Source organism: Micromonospora sp. NPDC005163, assembly GCF_053599835.1.
Genome location: NZ_JBSFYP010000008.1, coordinates 119,330 through 144,578, shown reverse-complemented (window position 1 = coordinate 144,578; position 25,249 = coordinate 119,330). Strand labels below are relative to the sequence as shown.

Annotated in this window: 21 protein-coding genes; 12 read left to right on the top strand and 9 right to left on the bottom strand. The window is 73.7% G+C overall.

Annotated elements, in window-relative coordinates:
- Positions 1 to 37 precede the first annotated feature (37 nt).
- Positions 38 to 1,984 carry a 1-deoxy-D-xylulose-5-phosphate synthase gene (gene dxs, locus ACWD6N_RS09070; RefSeq protein WP_354963113.1) on the top strand — a complete coding sequence of 649 codons (1,947 nt, stop codon included), beginning with the start codon at positions 38 to 40 and terminating at the stop codon, positions 1,982 to 1,984.
- Positions 1,985 to 2,059: 75 nt separating this feature from the next.
- On the opposite strand, the gene ACWD6N_RS09065 is transcribed toward dxs, so the two are convergent.
- Positions 2,060 to 3,253: a hypothetical protein gene (locus ACWD6N_RS09065; RefSeq protein WP_387325303.1), complete on the bottom strand. Its 1,194-nt coding sequence runs from the start codon at positions 3,251 to 3,253 to the stop codon at positions 2,060 to 2,062.
- A gap of 367 nt (positions 3,254 to 3,620) precedes the next feature.
- Between ACWD6N_RS09065 and ACWD6N_RS09060 the strand changes: the two genes are divergently transcribed.
- Both ACWD6N_RS09060 and ACWD6N_RS09055 read left to right on the top strand, forming a co-directional pair.
- Positions 3,621 to 5,399 (top strand): hypothetical protein, encoded by a 1,779-nt coding sequence (locus ACWD6N_RS09060; protein WP_387325524.1) that lies wholly within the window; start codon positions 3,621 to 3,623, stop codon positions 5,397 to 5,399.
- Complete coding sequence (locus tag ACWD6N_RS09055) at positions 5,399 to 7,198, top strand: hypothetical protein (RefSeq protein ID WP_354963112.1); 1,800 nt, start codon at positions 5,399 to 5,401, stop codon at positions 7,196 to 7,198. Before ACWD6N_RS09060 ends, ACWD6N_RS09055 begins: the two co-directional genes overlap by 1 nt.
- Here the strand turns inward: ACWD6N_RS09055 and ACWD6N_RS09050 are convergent, their stop codons facing one another.
- Positions 7,199 to 9,088: a hypothetical protein gene (locus ACWD6N_RS09050; protein WP_354963310.1), complete on the bottom strand. Its 1,890-nt coding sequence runs from the start codon at positions 9,086 to 9,088 to the stop codon at positions 7,199 to 7,201.
- Positions 9,089 to 9,208: 120 nt separating this feature from the next.
- On the opposite strand from ACWD6N_RS09050, the gene ACWD6N_RS09045 reads away from it, so the two are divergent.
- Together ACWD6N_RS09045 and ACWD6N_RS09040 are read left to right on the top strand one after the other, a co-directional pair.
- The gene (locus tag ACWD6N_RS09045) at positions 9,209 to 9,346 is read left to right on the top strand and encodes a hypothetical protein (protein WP_354963111.1); all 138 of its coding nucleotides are present in this window, start codon (positions 9,209 to 9,211) and stop codon (positions 9,344 to 9,346) included.
- Positions 9,343 to 10,626, top strand: a complete 1,284-nt coding sequence (locus ACWD6N_RS09040) for an outer membrane protein assembly factor BamB family protein (RefSeq protein WP_354963110.1) — start codon at positions 9,343 to 9,345, stop codon at positions 10,624 to 10,626. Before ACWD6N_RS09045 ends, ACWD6N_RS09040 begins: the two co-directional genes overlap by 4 nt.
- Here ACWD6N_RS09040 and ACWD6N_RS09035 read toward each other — a convergent pair whose 3' ends face one another.
- Entirely contained in the window at positions 10,627 to 11,829 is a 1,203-nt protein-coding gene (locus ACWD6N_RS09035; RefSeq protein WP_354963109.1) for a peptidase C39 family protein, read from the bottom strand.
- 138 nt (positions 11,830 to 11,967) lie between these two features.
- Here ACWD6N_RS09035 and ACWD6N_RS09030 point away from each other — a divergent pair, with 138 nt between their 5' ends.
- From ACWD6N_RS09030 to ACWD6N_RS09015, 4 genes are all read left to right on the top strand, one after another.
- Positions 11,968 to 12,636: a response regulator transcription factor gene (locus ACWD6N_RS09030; protein WP_354963108.1), complete on the top strand. Its 669-nt coding sequence runs from the start codon at positions 11,968 to 11,970 to the stop codon at positions 12,634 to 12,636.
- Positions 12,633 to 13,808 carry a sensor histidine kinase gene (locus tag ACWD6N_RS09025; RefSeq protein WP_354963107.1) on the top strand — a complete coding sequence of 392 codons (1,176 nt, stop codon included), beginning with the start codon at positions 12,633 to 12,635 and terminating at the stop codon, positions 13,806 to 13,808. The genes ACWD6N_RS09030 and ACWD6N_RS09025 overlap by 4 nt, the downstream gene beginning before the upstream one ends.
- A 169-nt stretch (positions 13,809 to 13,977) precedes the next feature.
- A complete protein-coding gene (locus ACWD6N_RS09020) occupies positions 13,978 to 14,385 on the top strand; it encodes a VOC family protein (RefSeq protein ID WP_387325297.1) in 408 nt (135 codons plus the stop codon).
- The gene (locus ACWD6N_RS09015; RefSeq protein ID WP_354963105.1) at positions 14,382 to 14,804 is read left to right on the top strand and encodes a VOC family protein; all 423 of its coding nucleotides are present in this window, start codon (positions 14,382 to 14,384) and stop codon (positions 14,802 to 14,804) included. Before ACWD6N_RS09020 ends, ACWD6N_RS09015 begins: the two co-directional genes overlap by 4 nt.
- Positions 14,805 to 14,870: 66 nt before the next feature.
- Here the strand turns inward: ACWD6N_RS09015 and ACWD6N_RS09010 are convergent, their stop codons facing one another.
- The 5 genes from ACWD6N_RS09010 to ACWD6N_RS08990 all read right to left on the bottom strand — a co-directional run bounded on the left by ACWD6N_RS09010 (position 14,871) and on the right by ACWD6N_RS08990 (position 21,367).
- Entirely contained in the window at positions 14,871 to 15,707 is an 837-nt protein-coding gene (locus tag ACWD6N_RS09010; RefSeq protein ID WP_450004647.1) for a hypothetical protein, read from the bottom strand.
- Positions 15,708 to 15,879: 172 nt separating this feature from the next.
- A complete protein-coding gene (locus tag ACWD6N_RS09005; protein WP_354963103.1) occupies positions 15,880 to 17,949 on the bottom strand; it encodes a 3-hydroxyacyl-CoA dehydrogenase NAD-binding domain-containing protein in 2,070 nt (689 codons plus the stop codon).
- Positions 17,946 to 19,142: a thiolase family protein gene (locus tag ACWD6N_RS09000; protein WP_354963102.1), complete on the bottom strand. Its 1,197-nt coding sequence runs from the start codon at positions 19,140 to 19,142 to the stop codon at positions 17,946 to 17,948. Before ACWD6N_RS09000 ends, ACWD6N_RS09005 begins: the two co-directional genes overlap by 4 nt.
- 205 nt (positions 19,143 to 19,347) lie before the next feature.
- A complete protein-coding gene (locus ACWD6N_RS08995) occupies positions 19,348 to 20,685 on the bottom strand; it encodes a ribonuclease D (RefSeq protein WP_354963101.1) in 1,338 nt (445 codons plus the stop codon).
- A gap of 109 nt (positions 20,686 to 20,794) precedes the next feature.
- On the bottom strand, positions 20,795 to 21,367 hold the full coding sequence (locus ACWD6N_RS08990) for a DUF3000 domain-containing protein (RefSeq protein WP_354963100.1): 573 nt from the start codon (positions 21,365 to 21,367) through the stop codon (positions 20,795 to 20,797).
- Positions 21,368 to 21,496: 129 nt separating this feature from the next.
- Between ACWD6N_RS08990 and hemE the strand changes: the two genes are divergently transcribed.
- Genes hemE through hemQ form a run of 3 tightly spaced genes read left to right on the top strand, consistent with a single transcriptional unit; the run spans position 21,497 to position 24,708 of the window.
- Positions 21,497 to 22,594: a uroporphyrinogen decarboxylase gene (hemE, locus tag ACWD6N_RS08985; protein WP_354963099.1), complete on the top strand. Its 1,098-nt coding sequence runs from the start codon at positions 21,497 to 21,499 to the stop codon at positions 22,592 to 22,594.
- Between the two features lie 6 nt (positions 22,595 to 22,600).
- Complete coding sequence (gene hemG, locus ACWD6N_RS08980; protein ID WP_354963098.1) at positions 22,601 to 24,010, top strand: protoporphyrinogen oxidase; 1,410 nt, start codon at positions 22,601 to 22,603, stop codon at positions 24,008 to 24,010.
- Positions 24,007 to 24,708, top strand: a complete 702-nt coding sequence (gene hemQ, locus ACWD6N_RS08975; RefSeq protein ID WP_354963097.1) for a hydrogen peroxide-dependent heme synthase — start codon at positions 24,007 to 24,009, stop codon at positions 24,706 to 24,708. The genes hemG and hemQ overlap by 4 nt, the downstream gene beginning before the upstream one ends.
- A 15-nt stretch (positions 24,709 to 24,723) precedes the next feature.
- Here hemQ and ACWD6N_RS08970 read toward each other — a convergent pair whose 3' ends face one another.
- The gene (locus ACWD6N_RS08970) at positions 24,724 to 25,212 is read right to left on the bottom strand and encodes a GNAT family N-acetyltransferase (RefSeq protein WP_354963096.1); all 489 of its coding nucleotides are present in this window, start codon (positions 25,210 to 25,212) and stop codon (positions 24,724 to 24,726) included.
- Between the last annotated feature and the right edge of the window lie 37 nt (positions 25,213 to 25,249).

Here is a 25,249-nt window from a genome sequence, read left to right as displayed (position 1 = left end):
GCTGCGGAGTACCGGAGGGCCGATAGACTCTGCGGTCATGAGCGTTGAAGAGGACAGGGCCAACCACGGTCGGCTGCTGGGGACGGTGCGCGGTCCGCAGGACGTCAAGCGGATGTCCGGCGAGGAGCTGGACGTCCTCGCCGCCGAAATCCGGGACTTCCTGATCGCCAAGGTCTCCCGCACCGGCGGGCACGTCGGGCCCAACCTCGGTGTGGTCGAGCTGACGCTGGCCATGCACCGCGTCTTCGACTCCCCCCGCGACCGGCTCCTGTTCGACACCGGTCACCAGTCGTACGTGCACAAGATCCTCACCGGGCGCCAGGCCGGCTTCGACAAGCTCCGCCAGCGCGGTGGCCTCTCCGGCTACCCCAGCCAGGCCGAGAGCGAGCACGACCTGATCGAGAACTCGCACGCCTCCACCGCGCTCTCCTACGCCGACGGCCTGGCCAAGGCGTACGCCCTGCGGGGCGAGGCGCGCAGCGTCGTGGCCGTGGTCGGCGACGGCGCGCTCACCGGCGGCATGTGCTGGGAGGCGCTGAACAACATCGCCACCGCCGGCAACTCCCTGGTCATCGTGGTCAACGACAACGGTCGGTCCTACTCGCCCACCATCGGCGGGCTGGCCGACCACCTCTCCTCGCTGCGGCTCAACCCCGGCTACGAGAAGGTCCTCGACACGGTCAAGGACGCCCTCGGCTCCACGCCGCTCGTCGGCCGGCCGATGTACGAGGTGCTGCACGCGGTCAAGAAGGGCATCAAGGACGCCGTCGCCCCGCAGGCCATGTTCGAGGACCTCGGCATCAAGTACGTCGGCCCGGTGGACGGGCACGACGTGGCGGCGGTCGAGTCGGCGCTGCGCGCGGCGAAGAACTTCGGCGGCCCGGTGATCGTGCACGCGGTCACCCGCAAGGGCTACGGCTACCGCCCGGCCGAGGAGGACGAGGCGGACTGCCTGCACGGCCCCGGCAGCGCCTTCGACGTGGAGACCGGCGCCCTGCTGGCCGCCCCCTCGGTGAAGTGGACCCACGTCTTCGCCGACGAGCTGCTGGCCGTCGCGGACGAGCGGCCGGACGTGGTGGGCATCACCGCCGCGATGGCGGAGCCGACCGGCATCGCCAAGCTGGCCCGCAAGTACCCCGAGCGGGTGTACGACGTGGGCATCGCCGAGCAGCACGCGGCCACCTCGGCGGCCGGGCTGGCGCTGGGCGGCCTGCACCCGGTGGTCGCGGTCTACGCCACCTTCCTCAACCGTGCCTTCGACCAGGTCCTGCTCGACGTGGCGATGCACAAGCTGCCGGTGACCTTCGTGCTGGACCGCGCCGGCATCACCGGCCCGGACGGCCCCAGCCACTACGGCATCTGGGACATGTCGGTCTTCGGGGTGGTGCCCGGGCTGCGGATCGCCGCCCCCCGGGACGCCGCCACCCTGCGCGAGGAGTTGCGCGAGGCGCTGGCCGTCAACGACGGCCCGACAGTCGTGCGCTTCCCGACCGGTGCGGTCGCCGCGGACCTGCCGGCGCTGCGCCGGGTCGGCCCGGTCGACGTGCTGGCCGAGTCGGCCCGCACCGACGTGCTGCTGGTCGCCGTCGGCTCCTTCGGGCAGCTGGGCATGGAGGTGGCCGCCCGGGTCGCCGAGCAGGGCTACGGCGTCACCGTGGTCGACCCCCGATGGGTCCGCCCGGTCCCGGCCGAGCTGGTCGAGCTGGCCGCCGGCCACCGACTCGTGGTCAGCGTCGAGGACGGCGTGCGGGTCGGCGGCGTGGGCGACGCGCTCGGTCAGGCGATGCGTGACGCCGACGTCCGGGTGCCGCTGAAGGACCTGGGCGTACCGGCCGACTGGCACCCGCACGGCACCCGCGCCCAGATCCTCGCCGACCTGGGCCTGACCGCGCAGGACGTGGCCCGGAACGTCACCGGTTGGATTTCCGGTCTGGACGCCACCCCGGACCGCCTCACCCCCACCGACGCCACCGCCCAGAACTGACCCACGGCACACGACGGCGGGCGGCCCCTCCGGGCCCGCCCGTCGTTTCCGTGCGCCCCGGGACGACGGGGTGGGTCAGCGGGGGCTGACCGAGCGGTAGTGGGTCTTGTCGGTGCCGGCGAGGCTGAAGGTCTGGGGGCGTGACGGTTCGGGGATGACCACCAGGCCGGGGCGTTCGACCAGCAGCGGGGTGCCCGGCGGGACGGAGAGCGAGTTGTCCCGGGTGGCCCGCCAGCTGAGCACCACCAGCGGCTGGCCGGGCACCGGCAGTTGGTACGTCTGCAACGGTGTGGCCCGGTCGGCCGGTGAGACCACCGGCGCGCTCCCGTCCGCCGGTCGGTAGACCACCGCGGTCATCGTGCCGGCGTCGGTGGCCCAGCTGAGCTGCTGCAACTCGGCCGGCTCGCCGCCGCCGAGAGCGACCTCGCCGAGCGAGCGGATCGTGAGCTTCGCCATCGGCCAGGACGTCGGCACCGACCGCGGCGCGTCGCGGTCGCCGATCCGGCGGGGGATGCTGCCGAAGGGGCCCCGGTCGTCGGCCAGCACGCAGGTGTCCAGGCCGGTGAGCGCCCGCCGGCCCGTGCCGGACTCGTCGCGTACCAGCGGATAACGCGGATCGGCGGTGCCGGTGCCCAGGTCGAGGAGCCGGTCGGCGGCCCGCCCCCGGGGCAGCGACTCGGTGGCCCGCAGGGTCGCGGTCACCGGGACCGCCGCGCAGGCCGGCACGTCGACCGGCGCGCTGAGGCCGTCGGCGACGGTCAGCGCCCGGCCCTGCGGCCCGAGCAGCCGCTGCACCCGGGCGGAGACCAGGTAGCGCCGGCCGCCGGGGGCCTGCACCGGCAGCACGTCGGAGTAGACCAGGTAGCCGGGGTCGGTGTACTCGGTGGCGCGGGTGACCGCGTACCGGTCGCCGTCGCGGGTGAGTTGCAGCAGCCAGGAGGCGCTCTCGCCGGGCACGTCCGTGGCGACCAGCGCCACCGGGGCGCCCTCGACGCGTCCGGAGAAGAGGATGCCGGACGAGGGCAGGTGCGCCCGATCGTCGGCGGGTGACCGCCAGGCGCGTACCGCGTCGGTGACCGCCGCCGTCGTGGTGGCGTCGCCGGACAGGTCGCCCCGGGGCGGCCACACCGTCAGCGTGCCGTCCAGGCTGTCGTACCCGACCCGCAGATCCTTCGGCTTGCGGTCGGCGACCGGGCCGCATGCCGTGGCGGCCAGCAGGGCGGCCAGCAGGACGGTGAGCGCCCTGCCGTGCCGGCGGTCTGGAGTCACCTGATCCGCCCTCCCGATCGCCTCGTCGTCGCTGTGGGAAAGCGCCATAGTACGAGATGTCCGACGCGACGCCTCCGGTGGCGGTCGGTCCATCCACCACATTGGACGACACCGGGGTTTAAGTACCCTTTCGTCGCTCGGGTAGACTCCGCCGACTGTGACGCCTGCCGAGTCCCGCGCCCTGTCCGCGCCGCACCGGGAGGCGGAGGCCCGCTCCGACGAGACAGTGAGCCACCACACTTCGGCCGCCGCTCCCGTCGCGCCCGCCAGGGTTCCCCGCGTCGCCGAATCCGTGCTCGCGGGGCCGCCCGCGGCGCCGACGTCCGCGCCCGCCGCGGCCGGGGCGGACGAGGAAGCGGAATCCGCAGTGGAGGCCCCGGGCCGGACACGGCGACCTTGGTGGATCGGCTGGACCCGGCGGCGGCAGGACCTGGCCGTGGGTGCGCTGTTCCTGCTCGCTGCGCTCTGGGTGACCAGTCGGCTCTGGCTGGACCCCTCCGGCCGGGTGGCCTCGCTCTACACCGGCGACCCGGCCCAGGTGCAGTTCTTCCTCGCCCACTCGGTACGTGTGGTGCTGCACGGCGAGTTCCCGTTCTACACCGAGCAGTTCAACTACCCCGATGGCGTCAACCTGATGGCCAACACGGCGGTGCTGGCGCTGGGCATCCCGATGGTGCCGGTGACCCTGCTCTTCGGACCGGCGGTGTCCTTCGTGGTGCTGGTGACGCTCGGCCTCGCCGGCACCGCCATGGCCTGGTACACGGTGCTCTCCCGGCACCTGGTGCGCACGCCGCTCGCCGCGGCCGTCGGCGGCTGGTTCTGCGGGTTCTCCCCGGCGATGCTCTCGCACGCCAGCTGGCATCCGAACATCATCAGCCAGTTCCTGCTGCCGTTCATCGTCTGGCGGCTCCTCGTGCTCACCCGGTCCCACCGGCCGGTGCGCGACGGGGTGCTGCTGGCGTTGTTGGTCACCGCGCAGGCGTTCATCAACGAGGAGATCCTGCTCTTCACCGCGATGGCCTGCGGGGTCTTCCTGCTGGCGGTGCTCGCCCAGGAGCCGGCCCGCTGGTCGGCGGTGTGGCGACCGCTGGGCGCCGGTTTGGCCGCCTGCGCGCTGCTGGCCGGGGCGCTGCTGGCGTACCCGCTGTACGTGCAGTTCGCCGGGCCGATGGCGTACCACGGGCTGAGCGACGCGGTGCAGGACTACGGCAACGATGTCGCCGCCTTCTTCGCCCCCGGCTCGCCCACCCTCGGCGGCAACCAGCGGGCCAACATCAACCTGGCGCCGAACTACTCGGAGGAGAACGCCTTCTTCGGCTGGAGCCTGTCGTTGCTCGCCGTCGGTGTCGTGGTGTGGCTGCGGCGGGACCTGATCGTGCGGGCGCTCGCGGTGACCGGCGGGTTCTTCGCCGTGCTCTCCCTCGGCGAACGGATCTCCTGGTGGGACCGGGAGCTGGTCACCGGGCCCTGGCAGTGGCTCGTCCACCTGCCGCTGCTGGACGCGGTGGTGCCGACCCGGTTCGGTCTGATCACCAGCGTGGTGGTCGGTCTGCTGATCGCGCTCGCGGTCGAACGGGCCTGGGCGCTGCGTCCGGCCGACCGGCGCACCGTGCGGAAGCTCGTCGTCGCAGGCCTGGCGTTCGCGCTGCTGCCGGTCGCCCCGATGCCGCTGCGGATGGTGTCCCGGCCGCCGGTGCCGGAGTTCATCACCGCCGACCGCTGGCGGGCGTACGTCGGCCCGGACGAGACGCTGGTGCCGGTCCCGGTGCCCAGCATGGGCAACACGCACGGCATGCGCTGGGCGGCGGCCACCAACCTCGACTTCAAGATTCCCGGCGGCTACTTCCTCGCGCCCCGCAACGGCAACACGGGTGACCCGGGCCGGTTCGGTGGTCGACCGAGCGGAGTGGGTCAGCTGCTGGAGGAGGTGGCGACCACCGGCCGGACACCGAAGCTGGACGACCGGCAGCGCCGCCGCTTCACGGACGAGCTGCGGCACTGGCGGGCGGCGATCCTGGTGCTGCCGGTCCGGCAGCAGAACGTCGAACCGCTGCGGCGTACCGTCGAGGAGTTGGTCGGTCCCGGCCGTCAGGAGCTGGACGTCTGGGTGTGGGACGTCCGGACGCTGACCGACCGCTCAGTCTGATGACCGCCGGGACGGCGTCCACGGCGACCGCGGACCCGGCGCCGGCGGTTTCGGCGCCGGCACGCCGGTCCCGGCCCGCCTGGCTCCCGGACGCCCTGGTGGTGGTCGGCTACCTGGGGTTGGCCGTGCTGCTGACCAGCGGGCAGTGGCGCCACCCCGGGCGGCTCTTCCACCAGGCGGGCGACCAGGTCCTGTTCGAGTGGATGCTGGCCCACGCGGCCCGTGCCGTGGTGGAGGGGGAGAACCCGCTCTACAGCACCGCGTTGAACGCGCCGGACGGCGTCAACCTGATGGCGAACACCTCGGTGCTCGGCCTGGGTGTCCCGCTGACCCCGGTCACCCTGCTCTTCGGCTCGCAGGCGGCGTTCTGCGTGGCGGTCGTCTGCTGCCTCGCCGGCACCGCCACGGCCTGGTACGCGCTGCTGCGCCGCCGGATGGTCACCGCCCGGTCCGCGGCGGCGGTCGGCGGGCTGATCTGCGGCTTCGCCCCCGGCATGATCGCTCAGGCGGGCGCGCACCTGCACATGGCCGCCCAGTTCCTGGTGCCCGCGATCCTCGCCCTGGTGTTCCGGCCCGGACCGGGCGGGGTGTGGCGGCCCGGTGTGGGCCTCGGGCTGCTGCTCGTCTGGCAGGTCTTCATCGGCGAGGAGGTGCTGGTCTTCCTGGCGCTCGCCGCCGGGGTGTTCGCGCTGGGCTACGCGCTCACCGACCGGGTGTCGGCCCGGCGGCTCGCGCCGGCCCTGCTCGGCCGGCTCGGGGTGGCCGCCGTCGTGGCGGCGGTGCTGCTGGCGTACCCGATCTGGTTCCAGTTCCACGGCCCGCAGCACTACTCCGGGATGGCCTTCGCCACGCATGGCTTCCAACTGGACGCGGCGTCGTTCACCGCGTCGGCCCGGCAGACCGTGCTCGGTGACGACTGGCTGCCGGGGCTACTCTCGCCGAATCCCACCGAGGAGAACTCGTTCTTCGGTCCCGGGCTGCTGGTGCTCGCCGTGGTGGTCGTGATCTGGCTGTGGCGACGGCCGCTGGTCCGCGCGCTGGCCGGCTGCGGGCTGGTCTTCGCTCTGCTCTCGCTCGGCACCGAGCTGCGGGTGGACGGCACGGCCACCGGCATTCCCGGGCCGTACCGGCTGGTCGCCGAGCTGCCGTTGCTCGACCTCGCGGTCCCGGCGCGGTTCGCGCTGGTCTGCGTGCCGGTGCTGGGCGTGCTGATGGCGCTCTCCCTGGACCGGGTCCGGGCGGCATGTCGGCCGAGGACCGCGCCGGGCCTACCGGTGCGGCTGCTGTGGACCGGTGCGGTGGCCGCCGCGCTGCTGCCCCTGGTCCCGACGCCGATCCGGGCCGTACCGGTCGCGCCCGTGCCGGAGTTCGTCGCTGGCGGCGGGTGGCGCCCGCTGGTGCCGCCCGGCCGGACCGTGGTCGCGGTGCCCCCGGTCACCGGTGCCGCGCTGAGCCCGGTGATGCTCTGGTCCGCCCGCACCGGGTTGGCCTTCCGCGCGCCCGGCGGGTACTTCATCGGCCCGACCGGTCCCGACGACCCGGCGGCGCGCTGGGGTGCGCCGGACCGGCCCACCGCCGTGCTGCTGCGCCGGGTGGCCGAGACCGGCGCGGTGCCGGTGCTCACCGACGCCGACCGCCGTCAGGCGGTCGAGGATCTGCGGCACTGGCGGGCCGCGCTGGTGGTGCTCGGCCGACTGGCGCACGGCGAACCGGTCCGCCGGACCGTCGAGGAGCTGCTCGGGCCGGGCCAGCCCGTCGACGGCGGGTGGGTGTGGGACGTCCGAGGCCTCGTCGGCTGACTAGCCCACCAGCGCGCGGACGTCCCAGACCCAGACGTCGTCGACCCGCTGCGGCGGCCCGATCAGGGCGGTGACCAGCTCGCGCAGCACCGCCTCGCGCGGATGCGCTCCGAGCACCACCACCGACGCCCGCCAGAACCGCAGATCCTCGACCGCCTGGCGGCGATTCTCGTCGGTGAGCGCGGGGACCGCGCCAGCGTCCATGGTGGAGTAGATGAGGCTGCTGGTTGGCCGGTTCGGTGCGCCGAAGACTCCCTCGCCCACCTCGTTCGGGCCAATGAAGTAGCCGCCCGGGATGGGGAACTCCTGCCTGGTCAGCGCACTCCAGCGCAGCGTCGGCAGACCGTGCACGTTGCTCGGGATCGGCACCGGCACCAACGTGCGGCCCACCGGCACGTACGGCCGCCAGCCGCCCGCGGTGATGAAGTGTGGCGGCGGGTCCATCGGCTGGGCCGGCAGCGGGCGGGGGAGGAGCGGCAGCACGGCGAGGGCGACCGCCGCGTACCCCACCGGACGCAACCACCGCCGGCGCGACGCGGCCGGTGCCGCTGCGTCGCCGGGCGTCGCCGGGTCCGGCTCGCCGGCACGCGGGGCCGGCACCCGGGCTCGGTCGGCCGCCGAGCGGCCCTGGCGGGACGCCGCGTCCCAGGTCAGTGCGAGCAGCACGCCCACGGCGGCGGTGACCACCAGGCTCAGCCGGGTCGGCATCATCATCTCGACCAGCGGCAGGTCGTCCGACACGTACGACCACGGTCCGCGAATCCCGGTCTCCACGCCGTTGAAGCGCACCCGCGGCCCGATCGAGGCCACGGTGAAGGCCACGATGAGCACCGCGACGATCCGGGCGGCCAACGACCGGCGCACGAGCAGCACCAGGGCCACCACCGAGAGCAGCACCAGCGGCCAGCCGAACCAGGTGTTCTGCTCGGTCAGCCCGATCGTCTGCTCCACCGCCGGGTCACCGGCCCAGGTGTCCCGGGCGAAGGTGACGAAGGCGACCAGGTCCTCGCCCCAGTTGTGGAAGACGCCGCCCTGCAGGCCGCGGTAGGACTGCGGGCCGCTGAACTGGAACCAGATCGGGTACGCGGCGAGCACCAGCGCCAGCCCGCCGGCGACGCCCAGTCCGGCCAGGAACGGGCCCGCCGCGGCGCGCGCCGCGGACGGCCGCTGCACGGTGTACGCCAGCACGACGACCAGGCAGGCCAGCGCGGTGAGCAGCAGCATCTCCTCGTTGATGAAGATCTGGTACGCCACCAGCACCCCGAGCACCAGCCCGTTGTGCCGCCACCGGCCCGGCTCGCCCAGCCGCAGCACCCGCAGCACGATCAGCGGCAGCAGGAAGTTGGACACGAAGTTGGGTTGGCCGTTGGCGTGGTGGATGATCCCCGGCGCGAAGCCGAGGAAGGCGCCACCGACGAAGGCCGCCGCCCGGGAGCGCACCAGGTGTCGGGACAGCACCCAGTACCCGGTGCCGGCGGTGGCCGCCAACGCTCCGCCGAGGTAGAGCGCGTACATCACCTGCGGGCCGAGCAGCATGGTCAGCGGGGCCAGCGGCAGGGTCACCCCGAGCAGCGAGGTGTTGGCCATCATGTTCACCCCGTCCGGGGCGTTCTGCCGCGCCGTGAACAGCGGGTTCTCCAGGTGCCGCAGCGAGTACGCGCCATGCGCGAACAGCCACTCGAACCAGCTGTGGTCGGTGGGCAGGTGCGAGGACACCCGAGCCTGCACGTCCCCCCAGTAATTGAGGCAGACGAAGATGCCCAGCAGCACATAGGCTCCGAGGGCCAACAGGTCGGCACGGGCCGGGCGGCGTCGAGGCCGTCGTGTCGGCTCGACCTCGGCCGGGTCGGCGTCGGTCCTGAAATTCAGCGAAGGGTCTACCACCGGCACGGCCACGACGCGCCATCGTACAGGCGAGGATGCGTCGCTTTTGCCAGGCCGGTACGCCCAACGGCAGGTTTGCGGGGCCCGTGCGCCGGCCAGCCGGAGTCGGGGATGGAAGGACGGTCGGTGTCGTCGATCATCGAGCTGGGCGCGGCGGTGCCGCTGCCGGTGCCGGCCGTCCTGACCGCCGCGACACCGGCCCCACCGGTCCTGCTCTGCCGTCGCCTCGACGGGTCGACCGCGCTGTGGCGGTTCCCGCGGTGACCGGCCCCGTGATCGAGCTCGGTGAGCTGCGGCACGAGCCGGAGCCCGACACGCTGCCCCGCCCGCCCCGCGCCAACAATCGGCCGCTGCGCTGCGCGCTGGTCCTGCTCTTCGTGCTGGCCACCCTCGTCGCCGCCGGGCCGGTGTCCGGGCGGGCCGTGGTGCCGCTGCCGGCCCGGCTCGGGGCCAATGTGGTGGTCACGGGTGACCTGTTCCTGGTCATCGACCCGATCACCCCCGAGACGCCGCAGCGGCGGCTGGCCGCCTTCCGGCTGCCCGGCGGCGAGCCGGTCTGGCAGGCGCCGTTGCCCGCGGAGGGCCGGTACTGGGGAGTCATGCCGCTGGCCGGGATGCTGCTGGTCACCGGGCACGAGATCGGCTCGGACGGCCGGGGCACGCTGACCGTGGTGCTGGACCGGGCGACCGGGGCGTATCGGTGGCAGCAGCCGGGCAACGCCATTCCGCTGACCGACGGCAACCTGCTGCTGCAGTCCGGCGGCGGTGACGAGCCGGGCAGCCTGCGCGCGGTCGACCCGTGCTGCGGCACCGTGCGCTGGCAGCAGACCACCGCCCCGGGTGAGATCAACTACCGGACGGTCGGGTACGCGGTGGACCGGGTGCTGCTCAGCAACGCGGACGGGTCGGTCGAGGTGCGCGACGCGGCCACCGGCAGAATGCTGGCCCGGCGCGACCTGCGGGCGCGCGGCGGGGCGTACGAGACCATGCAGGTGGTGGACGGCCTCCTGCTCACCGTCGGCGGGGCTCGGGCCACGGTCACCGCCTACGAGCTGGACCGGCTGGACCAGCGCTGGAGCACCACCGCCGACGGCTCGCTGTACGCGACGGAATGCGGCCCCGTCGTCTGCCTGCTGACCCGGGCCGGTCGGCTGCGGGCGGTCGATCCCGCGACCGGCCGGGAGTTCTGGAGCAGCGATCGCTGGGGGTGGGTCTGGCCGGTCGCCGGCCGGCTGGTGGCCACCACGTTGAGCAGCGCCGGTCCCGGAGCGGAGGAACTGGTCGTGCTCGATCCGGCGACCGGCCGGGTGCTGGCCGAGCTGGGCCGTTGGGAGCTGGCCGGGTCCGATCTCGGGGGTCCGATGATCGGGCTACGCCGGCATCCCGGCGGCGGGCTGCTCGTCGCCGAGCTGGACGTCCGTGTGGGCGCGGTGCGGATGCTGGACGTGCTGCCGGACGCGACCGGGGAGTGCCAGGCGAGCCCGGGTCGGCTGCTGTGCCGGCGGGTCGACGGCTCGTTCGGGCTGTGGCGGTTACCCGACTGATCACCAGTTGGCCTGGGCGGGCGGCGGGGGCAGCGGCACCGACGCCGGTCGCAGCACGTATGCCACACCGCCGCTGCCCCGTTGCCAGGCCACCTCGAACCGCTGCCGGGGCACGGTACGGCGTACCGCGTCGTCGTCCGGTGCGTACGGGTCGTTGAGCACGGGGTCACCGTCGGCGGTGAAGCCGACCAGCACCATCAGGTGCCCCCTGGTGTCGTACGCCAGCCCCGGCACCTCGCTGGCCCGGAAGGCGGCGGAGACGATCAACGGGATGCCGACGGCGATGAACTCCTCCGCCTCGGCCAGCGACCGCAGCCGGGTGACGAACGCGTCCACCCCGTGCAGCCCGGCGTACGCGGTGTTGAACGGCCAGTTGCCGGCCCCGGCGTACCCGTGGTCGTAGCAGTGCCGGGCGGCGTGCACCACCATCGGGCGCGGGCCGGGCGGCTCCACCCAGGCGTAGCGCTCCGGCGCCGGCTCGGCGCCCCAGTAGGCGAGCACCATCGAGGTGCAGGTGGGGCTGCACCAGGAGTCGCCGCCGCCACCCCACTGCGGGTGCTGGCCGGTGTGCAGCCGCTGCGAGTAGCGCGGAACGTCCAGCACCCTCCCGCGGCCGGCGCCGGCCGGCAGCTCGGGGACCGGACCGGCGGCGGGTGCCCGGTCGACCGCGCCCCCCGGCTCGCCGGCCGGGTCGGTCGGTGGGTGGCCGGTGGCGACCGCGCCGATGCTGCGCAGCACCGGGCCGGCCGGGCTGCCCGCCGGCCGGCACAGGGTCACCCGGGCCTGCCAGCCGGTGACCACCGCCCCGGTCACGATCAGCGTGTCGGTGTCCACCCGGGCGTCGGCGTCGCGCTGCCCGGGCACCGAGGTGCGCCGCACCGCGTGGTCGTCGGCCGCCCAGCGGGCCAGCAGGTACCAACCGGTGCTGGGCCCGTCCCCGTGCCAGCCGCGCAGCTCGACCTCGATCCAGCAGCCGTCGGGGGTGTCGGCGGTCCAGGACGGCACCACCTCGGCGACCGGGAAACCAACCCGGACCGGCGGCGACGTCCAGCTGCCCCGGGCCACCGACGGGTCCGCGTCGACCGGGGTCAGCCCCCGGTCGTCGGCGCGCGGGCCGTCACCGGTGCCGGCCGTCCGGTCCGTTGGCAGGCGGAAGCCCCGGTAGGCGATGTCCCGCAGGGCGGGTGGTGCCGCGATGGTCATGACAGGTCCGTCCGTCGCTCGGTGCCGGAAGCATCGCGTACGCCGCGATGGTCCGCAACGCCGGCCCGCGCGGGCGGCGAGGGACGATGGTTGCCGGCCGGCACTAGGTTGTCGGTGGTCAGCAGCGAGGAGGCCGGGATGCGGGTACTGGTGGTGGAGGACGAGCGCAACCTCGCCGACGCGATCGCGCGCGGGTTGCGCAAGCGGGGCATGGCGGTCGACGTGGCCTACGACGGTGACGCCGGGCACGAGGCGGCGTTCGTCACCCGGTACGACGTCGTCGTGCTGGACCGCGACCTGCCCGGCGTGCACGGCGACCAGATCTGCGCCGACCTGGCCGCCTCCGGCGCGCTGACCCGGGTGCTGATGCTGACCGCGAGTGGCACGGTGGCCGACCGGGTGGAGGGGTTGCAGCTCGGCGCCGACGACTACCTGCCCAAGCCGTTCGCCTTCGACGAGCTGGTCGCCCGGGTGCAGGCGCTGGGCCGGCGGGCCACCCCGGCCGCGCCGCCGGTGCTCGAACTGGCCGATCTGGTGCTCGACCCGGCCCGCCGGGTCGCCACCCGGGCGGGCGTGCCGGTCGACCTGACCAACAAGGAGTTCGGGGTGCTCAGCGAGCTGCTCAAGGCGCGCGGCGCCGTGGTGTCCAGCGAGGAGCTGCTGGAACGGGTCTGGGACGCCAACACGGACCCGTTCACCACGATCGTCCGGGTCACCGTGATGACCCTGCGTAAGAAGCTCGGCGACCCACCGCTGATCGAGACGGTGGTCGGCGCGGGTTACCGCACCGCCGGGGTGGGCGCATGAGCCGCCGTCTGCGGCCCACCCTGCGGTTGCGGCTGACCCTGCTCAACGGCGTGCTGCTGATCGGCGCGGGAGCGATCCTGGTGCTGCTGGCCTGGCTGCTCGTTCGTGACGCGTTGCGACCGACCGACGAGCTGCTGCCGGGCACGACCGTGGTGCTGTCCGACGGCCGGGTGCTCGAGGCCGCCCAGTGGCAGCGCCAGTTGGTCGACGCCGCCTCCGGGGAGTTGCTGGCCAAGGGACTGGTCGCGTTGCTGGCGATCAGCGTGGTCGGGGTGGCCGGCGCGTACGCGGTGGCCGGCCGGGCTCTGCGGCCACTGCACCAGGTCACCGCGACCGCGCAGCGGCTCGGTGAGGCGACCCTGGACCAGCGGATCGGCTACTCGGGCGCCGACGACGAGGTGGCCGAGCTGGCCAAGACCTTCGACGCCATGCTGGACCGGATCGCGTCCGCGTTCGAGGCGCAGAAACGTTTCGTGGCCAACGCCTCGCACGAGCTGCGTACCCCGCTCGCCGTGATGCGGACCGAGATCGACGTGACGCTCAGCGACGACGATGCGGACGCCGCCGAGTACCGCCGGATGGCGACGGTGGTCCGGGACGCCTCGGAGCGGGCCAACGGCCTGGTCGACGCGCTGCTGGTGCTGGCGCGCAGCGAGGCGCAGGCCGGGCGGCGGCTGGGCCGCCGCACCGAGTGTGACCTCGCCGCCGGCACGGCCAACGCGCTGTCGGCGATGCGCCGGGAGGTGGAGCGGATCGGCCTGCGGGTGCAGACGTCGCTGGAGTCCGCGCCGGTGGTCGGCGACCCGGGGCTGCTGGACCGGCTGGCCGGCAATCTGATCGAGAACGCCGTTCGCTACAACCACCTGCACGGCCGGCTCTGGGTGCGCACCGGCACCGACCGCGAGCGCTCCTGGCTGGTGGTGGGCAACACCGGTTTCGAGGTGGACCAGGCCGACGTGCCGGGCCTGTTCGAGCCGTTCCGGCGCGGTGGCCGGGAACGCACCGGGGCCCGTGGTTCCGGCCTGGGGCTGTCCATCGTCCGGGCGGTCTGCGACGCGCACGGCGGCACGGTGCGGGTGATCGCGCAGCCCGGTGGGGGCCTGGAGGTGACGGTCACCCTGCCGTCGGCGGACGCCCCGGCGGTGACCGGCCCGGTGCCCACCGCCGGCTGACCCGGCTCGGCGGGGTTGCGGGCGGCGCGGATCCGATGGCACGATCACGTGTCAGCTCGAGATCGAGAGGGGGTGCGTCGATGTCCACCATGTCAGGCTCCGCGCCCCGGGTCTGCGTCGGCTGACCCCCGGAGGCGGAGCGTCCCCATCCAGTACGGAGGGAACACCCGTGTATCCACGGATCCGCAACATCAGTTTCGACTGTCACGACACGTACGCCCTGGCCGGCTTCTGGTCGGCGGTGCTCGGGTACGCCCGGCATCCCGAGGACGTCCCGGGTGATCCGGAGGCGGCGCTGCTGCCACCGGACGAGGCGACCCCGGACCTGTTCTTCCAGGCGGTGCCGGAGGACAAGGTGACCAAGAATCGGCTGCACATCTGCCTGGAACCCGTCGAACGGACCAGGGACGAGGAGATCGAGCGGGTGCTCGGCCTCGGAGCCACCATGGTCGCCGACCGACGGAACGCCGACGGTACGGGCTGGGCGGTGCTCGCCGACCCGGAGGGCAACGAGTTCTGCGTGGTACGCAGCGCCGGGGAGCGTGTCCCCACCACCACTGTGAAGGACCAAGCGTGAGTTCGACGATTCACAACATCAGCATCGACTGCCACGACACGTACGCGCTGGCCGGCTTTTGGTCGCAGGTCTTCGACTGCCCCCGGCAGCCGGACGACTTTCCCGGTGACCCGGAGGCGATGCTCCTGCCTCCGGGTGGACCGGAGGTGCTGTTCATCGCCGTGCCGGAGGGCAAGGCGGTGAAGAACCGGCTGCACCTGGACCTGCAGCCCGCCGACCGAACCCGGGACGAGGAGGTCGAGCGACTGCTCGCCATCGGCGCGACGCGCGTCGACGACCAGATCAAGCCGGACGGTTCCGGCTGGGTTGTGCTCGCCGACCCGGAGGGCAACGAGTTCTGCGTGCTGCGCAGCGCGCCCGAACGGGAGGCGTCAGCGGCGGCGGCGCGGGCCGCCGCGGAAGACGGCGAACAGGCCTGACCGCCGGCGTACGGCGTCGGGCCCCGGCCACCCGAGGGTGGCCGGGGCCCGTTCGGTCCGTACGGCTCAGGAGCGCTGCTCGACCTGACCCCGGATGGTGACGAACTCGGCCTTCGCCTCCGCGCCGGACTTGAAGAACATCACCACCAGACCCACGCTGCCCTTGTCGGCCCAGACGCAGACGCCCAGCGGCACACCGTCGGTCGTGCCGTCGCCGCAGCGCGCCTCGCCACCGAGCGGACCGGGCTCGACGGCCGCCATCGTGGCCACCCCGAGCTCGGTGGAGAGCCCGGTCACCGCGGTGTCCAACTCCTTCTTCGGGTCCGACATCAGGCCGGACGTGCCGGCGATCATGACGAGGTCCTCCTCGGCGGGGTTGCCGTAGAAGGCGCCGACGGCGCTGGTCTCGTTCTGCACCGTCGACTTCATCTCGGCGACCAGATCGTCGGAGAGCCTCTGCAGCTCCGGGTCGTCGATCTTCGGCCGGCCGGCGAGGGTGGTCGGCGCGACCACCCGCGTGTTGGTGGCGTCGACGACCTCGCCCACCTCGTCCTTGACCGCGAACCAGGTGATCGCCGCGCCGCCGAGGCAGAGCACCAGCACCACGGCCAGCACGATCAGCACGATGCGGCCGACCTTCGACTTCTTCGCGGGTGGCGGGCCGCCAACCATGCTCGGGTCGCCCCACGGCTGACCCTGCTGAGCGGGCGGGAAGCCCTGCGGCGGCGGCGGGAAGCCCTGCTGCGCGGGTGGGAAGCCCTGCGGTGCGGGCGGGAAGCCCTGCGGTGCGGGCGGGAAGCCGGGCTGGCCGCCGGGCTGCGGCGGCACCGGCTGGCCGGGCTGCTGCGGCGGGGGATAGGAACCGTGGGGCGGTCCGTAGGGGTCGGCCGGCGGCTGGGACATCAGTCAGCTCCAAGATCGGATAGCAAAGCGGGTGATTTTAACCCGGTGACGAGTCCGCGCGCTGCCCGCGGCCGGTGCTCCCGTCCTCGGTACGCCGGGGCAGACGCGATCGCGGTGGCCGGCCCGTCCACGAGGGACGGCCCGACCACCGCGATGGTGGTGCCGCGAACGGTCAGGCGGGCAGGCTCGCGGCCCCGCGCGGCAGGAACCGCTGGCCGGTGACGCGCTCGCTGGTGCCGGTCCGGTCCAGGTACGGCGTGACGCCGCCCAGGTGGAACGGCCAGCCGGCGCCGAGGATCATGCACAGGTCGATGTCCTGCGCCTCGGCGACCACGCCCTCGTCCAGCATCAGCCGGGTCTCCTGGGCCAGCGCGTCGAGCGCGTTCTGCTGTACCTGCTCGGCGGTCAGCGGCTGGTCACCCACGACGAGCAGCTTGGCGACCTCCTCGTTGACCTTGTCGTCGACCACGATGGGCTGGCCCGAGTCGGCGATCCGCTTGAGGTTCTCGCTGACGCCGAACCTGTCCGGGTACGCCGCGTGCAGGGTGCCGCCCACGTGGTGCGCGACGGCCGGCCCGACCAGCTGGAGCAGGGCGAGCGGGCGCATCGGCAGGCCCAGCGGGTCCAGTGCGCTGTTCGCCACGTCCAGCGGGGTGCCGGCGTCGACGGCGGCGAAGACGGTGCCCAGGAAGCGGGTGAGCAGCCGGTTCACCACGAACGCCGGGGCGTCCTTGACCAGCACCGAGGACTTCTTGAGCTGCTTGCTCACCGCGAACGCGGTCGCGAGGGTGGCGTCGTCGGTCCGCTCACCCCGGACGATCTCCAGCAGCGGCAGCACCGCCACCGGGTTGAAGAAGTGGAAGCCGACCACCCGCTCGGGGTGCTCCAGCTCCGCGGCCATCTCGGTGATGGAGAGCGAGCTGGTGTTGGTGGCCAGCACCGCCTCCGGCGAGACGATCTTCTCCAGCTCGGCCCAGACCTGCTTCTTGACGCCCAGGTCCTCGAAGACCGCCTCGATGACGAAGTCGGCGTCGGCGAAGGCGCTCTTGTCGACCGTGCCGCTGACCAGGCCGTACAGCTTGGCGGCGGTGCCCTTGTCCATCCGGCCCTTGGTGACGGCCTTCTCGATCTGGGTGTGCACGTAGCCGACGCCCTTGTCCACCCGGGACTGGTCCAGGTCGGTCATCACGACCGGCACCTGGAGGCGGCGGGCGAACAGCAACGCCAGCTGGCTGGCCATCAGGCCGGCGCCGACGATGCCGACCTTGGTGACCGGCCGGGCGAGGCCCTTGTCCGGCGCGCCGGCTGGCCGCTTGGCCCGCCGCTGCACCAGGTCGAACGCGTACAGGCCGCTGCGCAGTTCCTCGGAGAAGACCAGGTCCGCGAGGGCCTCGTCCTCGGCGGCGGTACCGGCGGCGAAGTCGCCGTCCTTCGCCGTCTCCAGCAGGTCGAGCGCCTTGTACGCGGCCGGAACCGCGCCGTGCAGTCGCTGGTCGAGGGTCTGCCGGGCGAAGTAGAGCACGCCCGCCCACATGTCCTTGTCGACCTCGGGCCGGGTCACGGTTACCTGGCCACGCACCACGCCGGCCGCCCACTCCAGAGACCGCTCCAGGAAGTCGGCCGGCTCCAGCAGCACATCAGCGATGCCCAGCTCGGCGGCCTGCTTCGGCTTGAGCATCTTGTTCTGCATGAGCGGGTTCTGGATGATCACCTGGGTGGCGGCGGGGATGCCGATCAGGTTCGGCAGCAGCTGGGTGCCGCCCCACCCGGGCACCAGACCGAGGGAGACCTCGGGCAGCGCGAGGGCCGCGGCGCCGCCGGAGAGCGTCCGGTAGTGGCAGTGCAGTGCCAGCTCCAGGCCGCCACCCATCGCCGCGCCGTTGACGAACGCGAACGTGGGCACGGTGCTGTCCTTCAGCCGGGCGAAGACCCGGTGGCCGAGCCGGCCGATCTCCAGCGCCTGCGCGCGGTCGGCGAGCTGCGGCAGGCCGACGATGTCCGCGCCCACGCAGAAGATGTACGGCTTGCCGGTGACCGCGATGAATGCCGGGTCGGCGGCGAGCGCGGCGGTGATCGCCTCGTCCAGGCTGGCCAGCCCACCCGGGCCGAAGGTGTTCGGCTTGGTGTGGTCGAAGCCGTTGTCCAGCGTGATCAGGGCGGCGGGTCGGTCCAGCCCCGGTACGTTCACCTGACGCAGCAGCGCCCTGGTGACGACCTCGTTCGGTGCGGCGAGCGCGCTCACTTGTTGCCCTCCGTCCAGTGCGGGTTCTCCCAGATCACGGTGCCGCCCATGCCGATGCCGATGCACATGGCGGTCACGCCGTAGCGGACCTCGGGGTGCTCGGCGAACTGGCGGGCCAGCTGGGTCATCAGCCGCACGCCCGAGGAGGCCAGCGGGTGACCGATCGCGATCGCGCCGCCCCACGGGTTGACCCGCGGGTCGTCGTCGGTGATGCCGAAGTGGTCGAGGAAGGCGAGCACCTGGACGGCGAAGGCCTCGTTCAGCTCGAACAGGCCGATGTCGTCGATGCTGAGCCCGGCGATGCGCAGCGCCTTCTCCGTCGACGGGATCGGGCCGACGCCCATCACCTCCGGCTCGACGCCGACGAAACCGAACGACACCAGGCGCATGGCGACCGGCAGGCCCAGCTCGCGGGCGGTGGCCTCGTCGGCGAGCAGGCTCGCGGTGGCGCCGTCGTTCAGGCCGGCCGCGTTGCCCGCGGTGACCTTGCCGTGTGGGCGGAACGGGGTCTTCAGGGTGCCGAGCTTCTCCAGCGAGGTGTCCCGGGGAGCCTCGTCGACGGTGGCCAGACCCCAGCCGCCCTCCGCGTCACGGATGGACATCGACACCAGGTCGTCCTGGAGCTTGCCGTTCGCGTACGCCTTCGCGGTCTTCTGCTGCGAGGCGAGCGCGAACGCGTCGGTGCGCGCCTTGGTGATGTGCGGGACCAGGTCGTGCAGGTTCTCCGCGGTGGCGCCCATGACCAGCGCGGACGGGTCGACCAGCTTCTCCGCGATGATGCGCGGGTTGGGGTCGACGCCCTCACCCATCGGGTGGCGGCCCATGTGCTCGACGCCGCCGGCGATGGCGATGTCGTACGCGCCCATGGCGATGCCACCGGCGACGGTGGTCACCGCGGTCATCGCGCCGGCGCACATCCGGTCGATGGCGAAGCCGGGAACGGTCTTGGGCAGACCGGCCAGCAGGGCGGCGGTCCGCCCGATGGTGAGGCCCTGGTCGCCGATCTGGGTGGTGGCCGCGATGGCGACCTCCTCGACCCGCTCCGGCGGCAGCTGCGGGTTGCGGCGCAGCAGTTCACGGATGCAGCGGATCACCAGGTCGTCGGCGCGGGTGTTGGCGTACATGCCGCCCGCCTTGCCGAACGGGGTACGGACGCCGTCGACGAAGACGACATCCCGAACTTCACGGGGCACTTGAGCCTCCTTTTCGACCATGATCCGGCCTTCGCGCCGACAGACGGCACTCCGGACTGAACGAGGGTCGCCGACACGGGCAGGTCCCCCGGATGCTACTCGCCAGTAACCAAACTCGTCCCCACCCCCCACTGTGGCCCACCCCACACCCGTCGGGCCGGACGGCAATTACTTCATCACCAACCGCGGTCGGGGTGGGGGTGGGTCAGGGGAGTTCGGGGGTGGGAGGGTCCGGGTTGAGGGCGGGCGTGAGGTGGGGGGTGAGGAGGGCGATCTGCCACTCGCGGGCGTTGAAGCCCCGCAGGGTCTCCGCCACGGTGTCCTCGGTGAGCTCCTCCGGTGGGGTCCAGGCCAACCGGCGCACCGAGTCCGGGGTGATCAGATTCTCCGGGGGCAGGTTGTGCTTGCTGGCGATGCGGACCACCACCTCCCGGGAGCGGGCCAGCCGACCGGCCGCCACCGGGTCCCGCTCGGCCCACCGGTGTGGCGGAGGCGGGCCCTCCACCGCGGGCGTGACCGGCAGTGCGTCATCCGGCAGTTGCCGGGCGTCGTCGAGCGCGGCCAGCCAGGTGCGGGCCAGCCGGCGCACCGACCGACCGCCGAAGCCGGGCAGCGTCAGCAGGGTCTTCTCGTCCTTCGGGTCCAACTCGGCAGCGGCGATGATCGCCGAGTCGGGCAGCACCCGGCCGGGCGCGGCGTCCCGCCGGGCCGCGATCTGGTCCCGCGCGTACCACATCGAGCGGACCCGGGCCTGGGCCCGCGCCCCGCGCACCCGGTGGATGCCGGAGGTACGCCGCCAGGGCTCCGCGCGGACCCGGGGTGGGCGGGCCCCGGTCCGGACCAGGGCGGCGAACTCCTCCGCGGCCCAGGCCGACTTGCCCTGCCGGGCCAGCTCGGCGTCCAGCGCGTCACGCAGGTCGGTGAGCATCTCCACGTCCAGGGCGGCGTAGGTGAGCCACGACTCGGGCAGTGGTCGGCTCGACCAGTCGGCCGCCGAGTGGTGCTTTTCCAGGGTGAACCCGAGCAACTGCTCGGTCAGCGCGGCCAGGCCGACCCGCTCGAACCCGGCCAGCCGGGCGGCCAGTTCGGTGTCGAACAGCCGGCGCGGGCGCAGCCCCACCTCGGCCAGGCAGGGCAGATCCTGGCTCGCCGCGTGGAGCACCCACTCGGCCTCACCGATCACGGCGTCCAGCGCGCTGAGGTCGGGCAGCGGCAGCGGGTCGATCAGCACTGTGCCGGCACCGGCCCGGCGCAGCTGCACCAGGTAGGCGCGCTGGCTGTAGCGGTAGCCGGAGGCCCGCTCGGCGTCCAGGGCGACCGGGCCGGTGCCCGCGGCGAAACGCGCCACGACCTCGGCCAGCTCGGTCGGAGTGGCCACCGGATCGGGGGTGCCGTCACGCGGGGCGGTCAGCGGAACGGGCCCACCGTCGGTCGGGTCGACCCCGTCGCCCGCCGGCTGCGGCTGGGCCGACGGCGGGTGCTGGGGTGCGGTGCCCTGGAGCTCTTCGGCGGGCCGACGGCGCAGGGGTGGTTCGTCGGTCACCTGCCAACCCTAGTGCGCGCGGTGATCCGGCGGGTGCAGCCGGTCCGGCGTGTGTCGGTCGGGTGTCCGCAAGGTGGCCTTTGGATGCCGGTCGAGGGTGGTCGACGGGTCAGGTGGCGCCGGCGGGGCGGCGGTCGGACAGGGCGGTCACCCCGGGTGGAGGCAGGCCCGCCGTGGAGGAGAGCAGCGCGCACCAGCCGAGCAGGTGCGGGGTCAGGTCGTCGTCGACCGGGGTCCACGAGGCGCGGATCTCGATGTCACCGGCGGTGGGTGGGCCGGCCAGGTCGCCGAACCGGGTGGACATGGTCTGGGTGACCGTCCCCCCGATGGCGCGGTGACCGGCGTCGTGGGCGTCCAGCGCGTCGGTCAGCCAGGTCCAGCCGACCCCGGGCAGCAGCGGGTCGGCGGCCAGGTCGACCTCCAGCTCGGCGGTCACGTAGGTGACCAGCCGCAGGGTGCCCTGCCATGCCTCGTGCCCGACCGGGTCGTGCAGCAGGATCAGCCGGCCGGTGGTCACCTCGTCGCCGTCGCGCAGCACCGTCGCGGAGAGCGCGAACGCGTACGGGGCCAGCCGCTGGGGGGCACCGACCTCCTCCAGCGTGATCTCCGGCCGGGGCGCCGCCGACCGCAGCCCGGTGACCGCGCGGGCGAAGGTCTCCGGGAGCGCGATCGGGGGGGCCATGCAGGCAGCCTATGCCGCCGTCGGTCCCCCGGCTTCGACGGCGCGCCGACGCCCCGTTCGGCGGCGGGAAGGTGTTCTTCCTTTCACCCCGGGCGGGGAGGGGGTGGGTGCCGTGGCACGATTGCGGCGATGAGCACGGAGACCACGGGCACTGCCGCCCGAGACGGAGAACAGCGCCCCGGAGGGCCGGCCGACTCGCCCTTCATCCGGGCATGCCGGCGCCGGCCAGGCCCGCACACCCCGGTCTGGTTCATGCGGCAGGCTGGCCGCTCACTGCCGGAGTACCGGGAGATCCGGGCGAGCGTGCCGATGCTGGAGTCCTGCCGTCGCCCGGAGCTGGTCACCGAGATCACGCTCCAGCCGGTGCGCCGGCACGGAGTGGACGCGGCGATCCTGTTCAGCGACATCGTGGTGCCGGTCGCCGCGGCCGGGGTCGACCTGGACATCGTGCCGGGCACCGGCCCGGTGGTCGCCGAGCCGATCCGCACCGCCGCCGACGTGGAGCGGATCCGCCCGATCAACCGCGACGACGTCTGGTACGTGGACGAGGCGGTCCGGCAGCTGGTGGTCGAGCTGGGCGACACCCCGCTGATCGGGTTCGCCGGCGCGCCGTTCACCCTGGCCAGCTACCTGGTCGAGGGGGGCCCGTCGCGGACCCACGCGAAGACCAAGGCCCTGATGTACGGCGATCCGGAGCTGTGGCACGCGCTCTGCGGCCGGCTGGCCGAGGTGACGCTCGCCTTCCTCCGGGTGCAGGTCGAGGCCGGGGTATCCGCCGTGCAGCTGTTCGACTCGTGGGCCGGCGCGCTCTCCGAGGCCGACTACCGCCGCTACGTGTTGCCGCACTCGACCGCCGTGCTGAGCGGGCTGGTCGACGCCGGGATCCCGCGGATCCACTTCGGGGTGGGCACCGCCGAGCTGCTCGGCGCGATGGGCGAGGCCGGCGCGGACGTGGTCGGCGTCGACTGGCGGACCCCGCTGGACGTCGCCACCGGCCGGATCGGCCCGGACAAGGCGGTGCAGGGCAACCTGGACCCGTGCGTGCTGCTCGCGCCCTGGCCGGTGGTGGAGGCCGAGGTGCGCCGGATCCTGGACCAGGGCAGGGCCACACACGGGCACGTGTTCAACCTCGGCCACGGGGTGCTGCCGGAGACCGACCCGGACGTGCTGACCCGGGTGGTCGCGCTGGTGCACGAGCTTTCCAGCCGCCGGGCCGACCAGGGCTGACACGCGATGCGGCAGCCCTGGCGGGTGGCGGTGGTCGGCGGCGGGATCGCCGGGCTGGCGGCCGCGGTCCGGTTGCGCGACCGCACACCGGCGGGCACCGAGATCACGGTGTACGAGCAGTCCGGCGCGCTGGGCGGCAAGCTGCGCACCGGGGAGCTGGCCGGGCAGCCGGTGGAGTTCGGCGCCGAGTCGTTCCTGATGCGCGACCCGACGGGCGCCGAGTCCGCCGCGGTGGCGCTGGCCCGCCGGCTCGGGCTGGCCGACGAGATCGTGCACCCCACCGTCGGGCAGGCCGCCCTGGTGGTCGACGGGGGGCTGCGCCCCATCCCGGGCGGCACCCTGGTGGGCGTACCCGGGGATCTGGATCGGGTGCGAACGGTCGCCCGCCCGGTCGCGGACGCCGACACCGACGGTGGCCGGCCGCTGGTCGGGCCCGACGCGGACGTCTCGGTGGGCGCGCTGGTCCGGTCCCGCTTCGGTGACGAGGTGGTCGACCGGTTGGTCGACCCGATGCTGGGCGGCGTGTACGCGGGCCGCGCCGACGATCTCTCCCTGGTCACCACCATGCCGGCGCTGGCCCGGGCGGCCCGGGTGGAGCACACCCTGACCGGCGCGGTCCGGGCGGCGCAGGCCGCCGCGCCGCGCGCTCCCGGCACTCCGGTCTTCGGCACCCTGGCCGGCGGGCTGAGCACGCTGGTCGAGGCGGCGGTGACGGCCAGCGGCGCGACGGTGCGGCGCGACGCCGCGGTCCGGGAACTGACCCCGACCGACACGGGTTGGCGGCTCACGGTCGGCCCGACCCGGGACCCTGAGCTGGTCGAGGTGGACGCCGTGGTGCTGGCCGTGCCGGCCCGCCCGGCGGCCCGGCTGCTCGCCGGCCCGGCCCCGGCGGCCGCCGCGGGCGTCGGTGCGCTGGACTACGCCAGCGTCGCGCTGGTCACCCTGGCGCTGCCGCAGCCGGAGCTGCCCGAGCTGTCCGGCTTCCTGGTGCCGAGCACCGAGGGGCTGCTGATCAAGGCGTCCACCTTCTTCACCACCAAGTGGGGGCACCTGCGCCGGCCCGACGGGCTGGCGCTGGTCCGCGCCTCGGTGGGTCGGTACGGCGAGGAAGCGCAGCTCCAGCGCCCGGACGCGGATCTGGCGGCCACCGTGCACCGGGAGTTGTCGGCGGTACTCGGCGCGCCGCTGCCCGCCCCGGTCGACGGGCACGTGCAGCGATGGGGAGGGGCTCTGCCCCAGTACACCCCCGGGCACGCCGACCGGGTCGCCGCCGCGCGGACGGCGTTGCGGGCCGCGCACCCCACCCTGGTCCTTGCCGGCGCCGGCTACGACGGCGTCGGCATTCCGGTCTGCGTCCGCTCCGGCGAGACGGCGGCCGACGAGATCATCACAGCACTGGGAGGATCGGCGAGATGACCGAGCAGACCAACGCGGCCCGAATGCGGGAGCTGAACGACAGCATCCGCTACACCATGTGGTCGGTGTTCCGGGCCAGCGCCCCGCTGCCGTCGCTGCGGGACAACGTCACCGGTGAGGTCGAGTCCCTCTTCGAGGAGCTGGCCGGCAAGGACGTCGTGATCCGCGGCGTGTACGACGTATCCGGGCTGCGCGCCGACGCGGACATGTTGATCTGGTGGCACTCCGCCTCCAGTGACGCGCTCCAGGACGCGTACCTGCGGTTCCGCCGCACCACGCTGGGGCGGGCGATGACCCCGGTCTGGTCGCAGATGGCGCTGCACCGGCCGGCGGAGTTCAACAAGAGCCACATCCCGGCGTTCCTGGCCGGGGAGGAGGCCCGCCCGTACCTCTGCGTCTACCCGTTCGTCCGCTCGTACGAGTGGTACCTGCTGCCCGACGCCGAGCGGCGCGAGATGCTGGCCGAGCACGGCCGGCAGGCCCGTGGCTACCCGGACGTGCGGGCCAACACCGTGGCCTCGTTCGCGCTGGGCGACTACGAGTGGATGCTCGCGTTCGAGGCCGACGAGCTGCACCGCATCGTCGACCTGATGCGTGACCTGCGTGCCTCCGGCGCCCGCCGGCACGTCCGGGAAGAGGTTCCCTTCTACACCGGTCGCCGCCGCTCGGTCGCCGAGATCGTCAACTGCCTGGTCTGAGCCCGGGGGCGCGGCTCAGAGCGGGCGGAGCATGACCTGTTCGCGGCGTACGCCGTCGGGCAGGAGGTCGCCGAGCTCGTCGGTGCGGCTGAAGCCGGCGCGCTGGTAGAGGGCCTTCGCCGCCGCGTTGTCCGGCATCACACTGAGGCGCAGCCGGTCGGCGCCGCTCTCGCGGGCCCAGTTCGCCACCGCGTCGATCAGTTGGTGGCCGACCTTGCGGCCGCGCCCCTCGGGGTGCACCCACATCGAGATCAGCTCCGCGACGAGCGGGTCCGGCGTGGGTACGCCGCTGGCCATCCCGACCGGCCGCCCGTTCAGGCTGGCCAGCAGGTTGTGCGAGCCGGGGATGCTCAGCCGGTCGCGCCAGCGCTGCTCGCGGTCGCCGTCGCCCTGCCAGTCGGCCAGCCGGGAGCCGAACGCCTCCGGTGCCTCGGTGAGGGCGGCGAGCCGCAGCTCGCGCCAGGTGGGCCAGTCGTCGGGGGTGAGCACGGTCATCTCGATCATGTCGGGATGATGCCGGTGACCGGCGGGGGCGCACCAC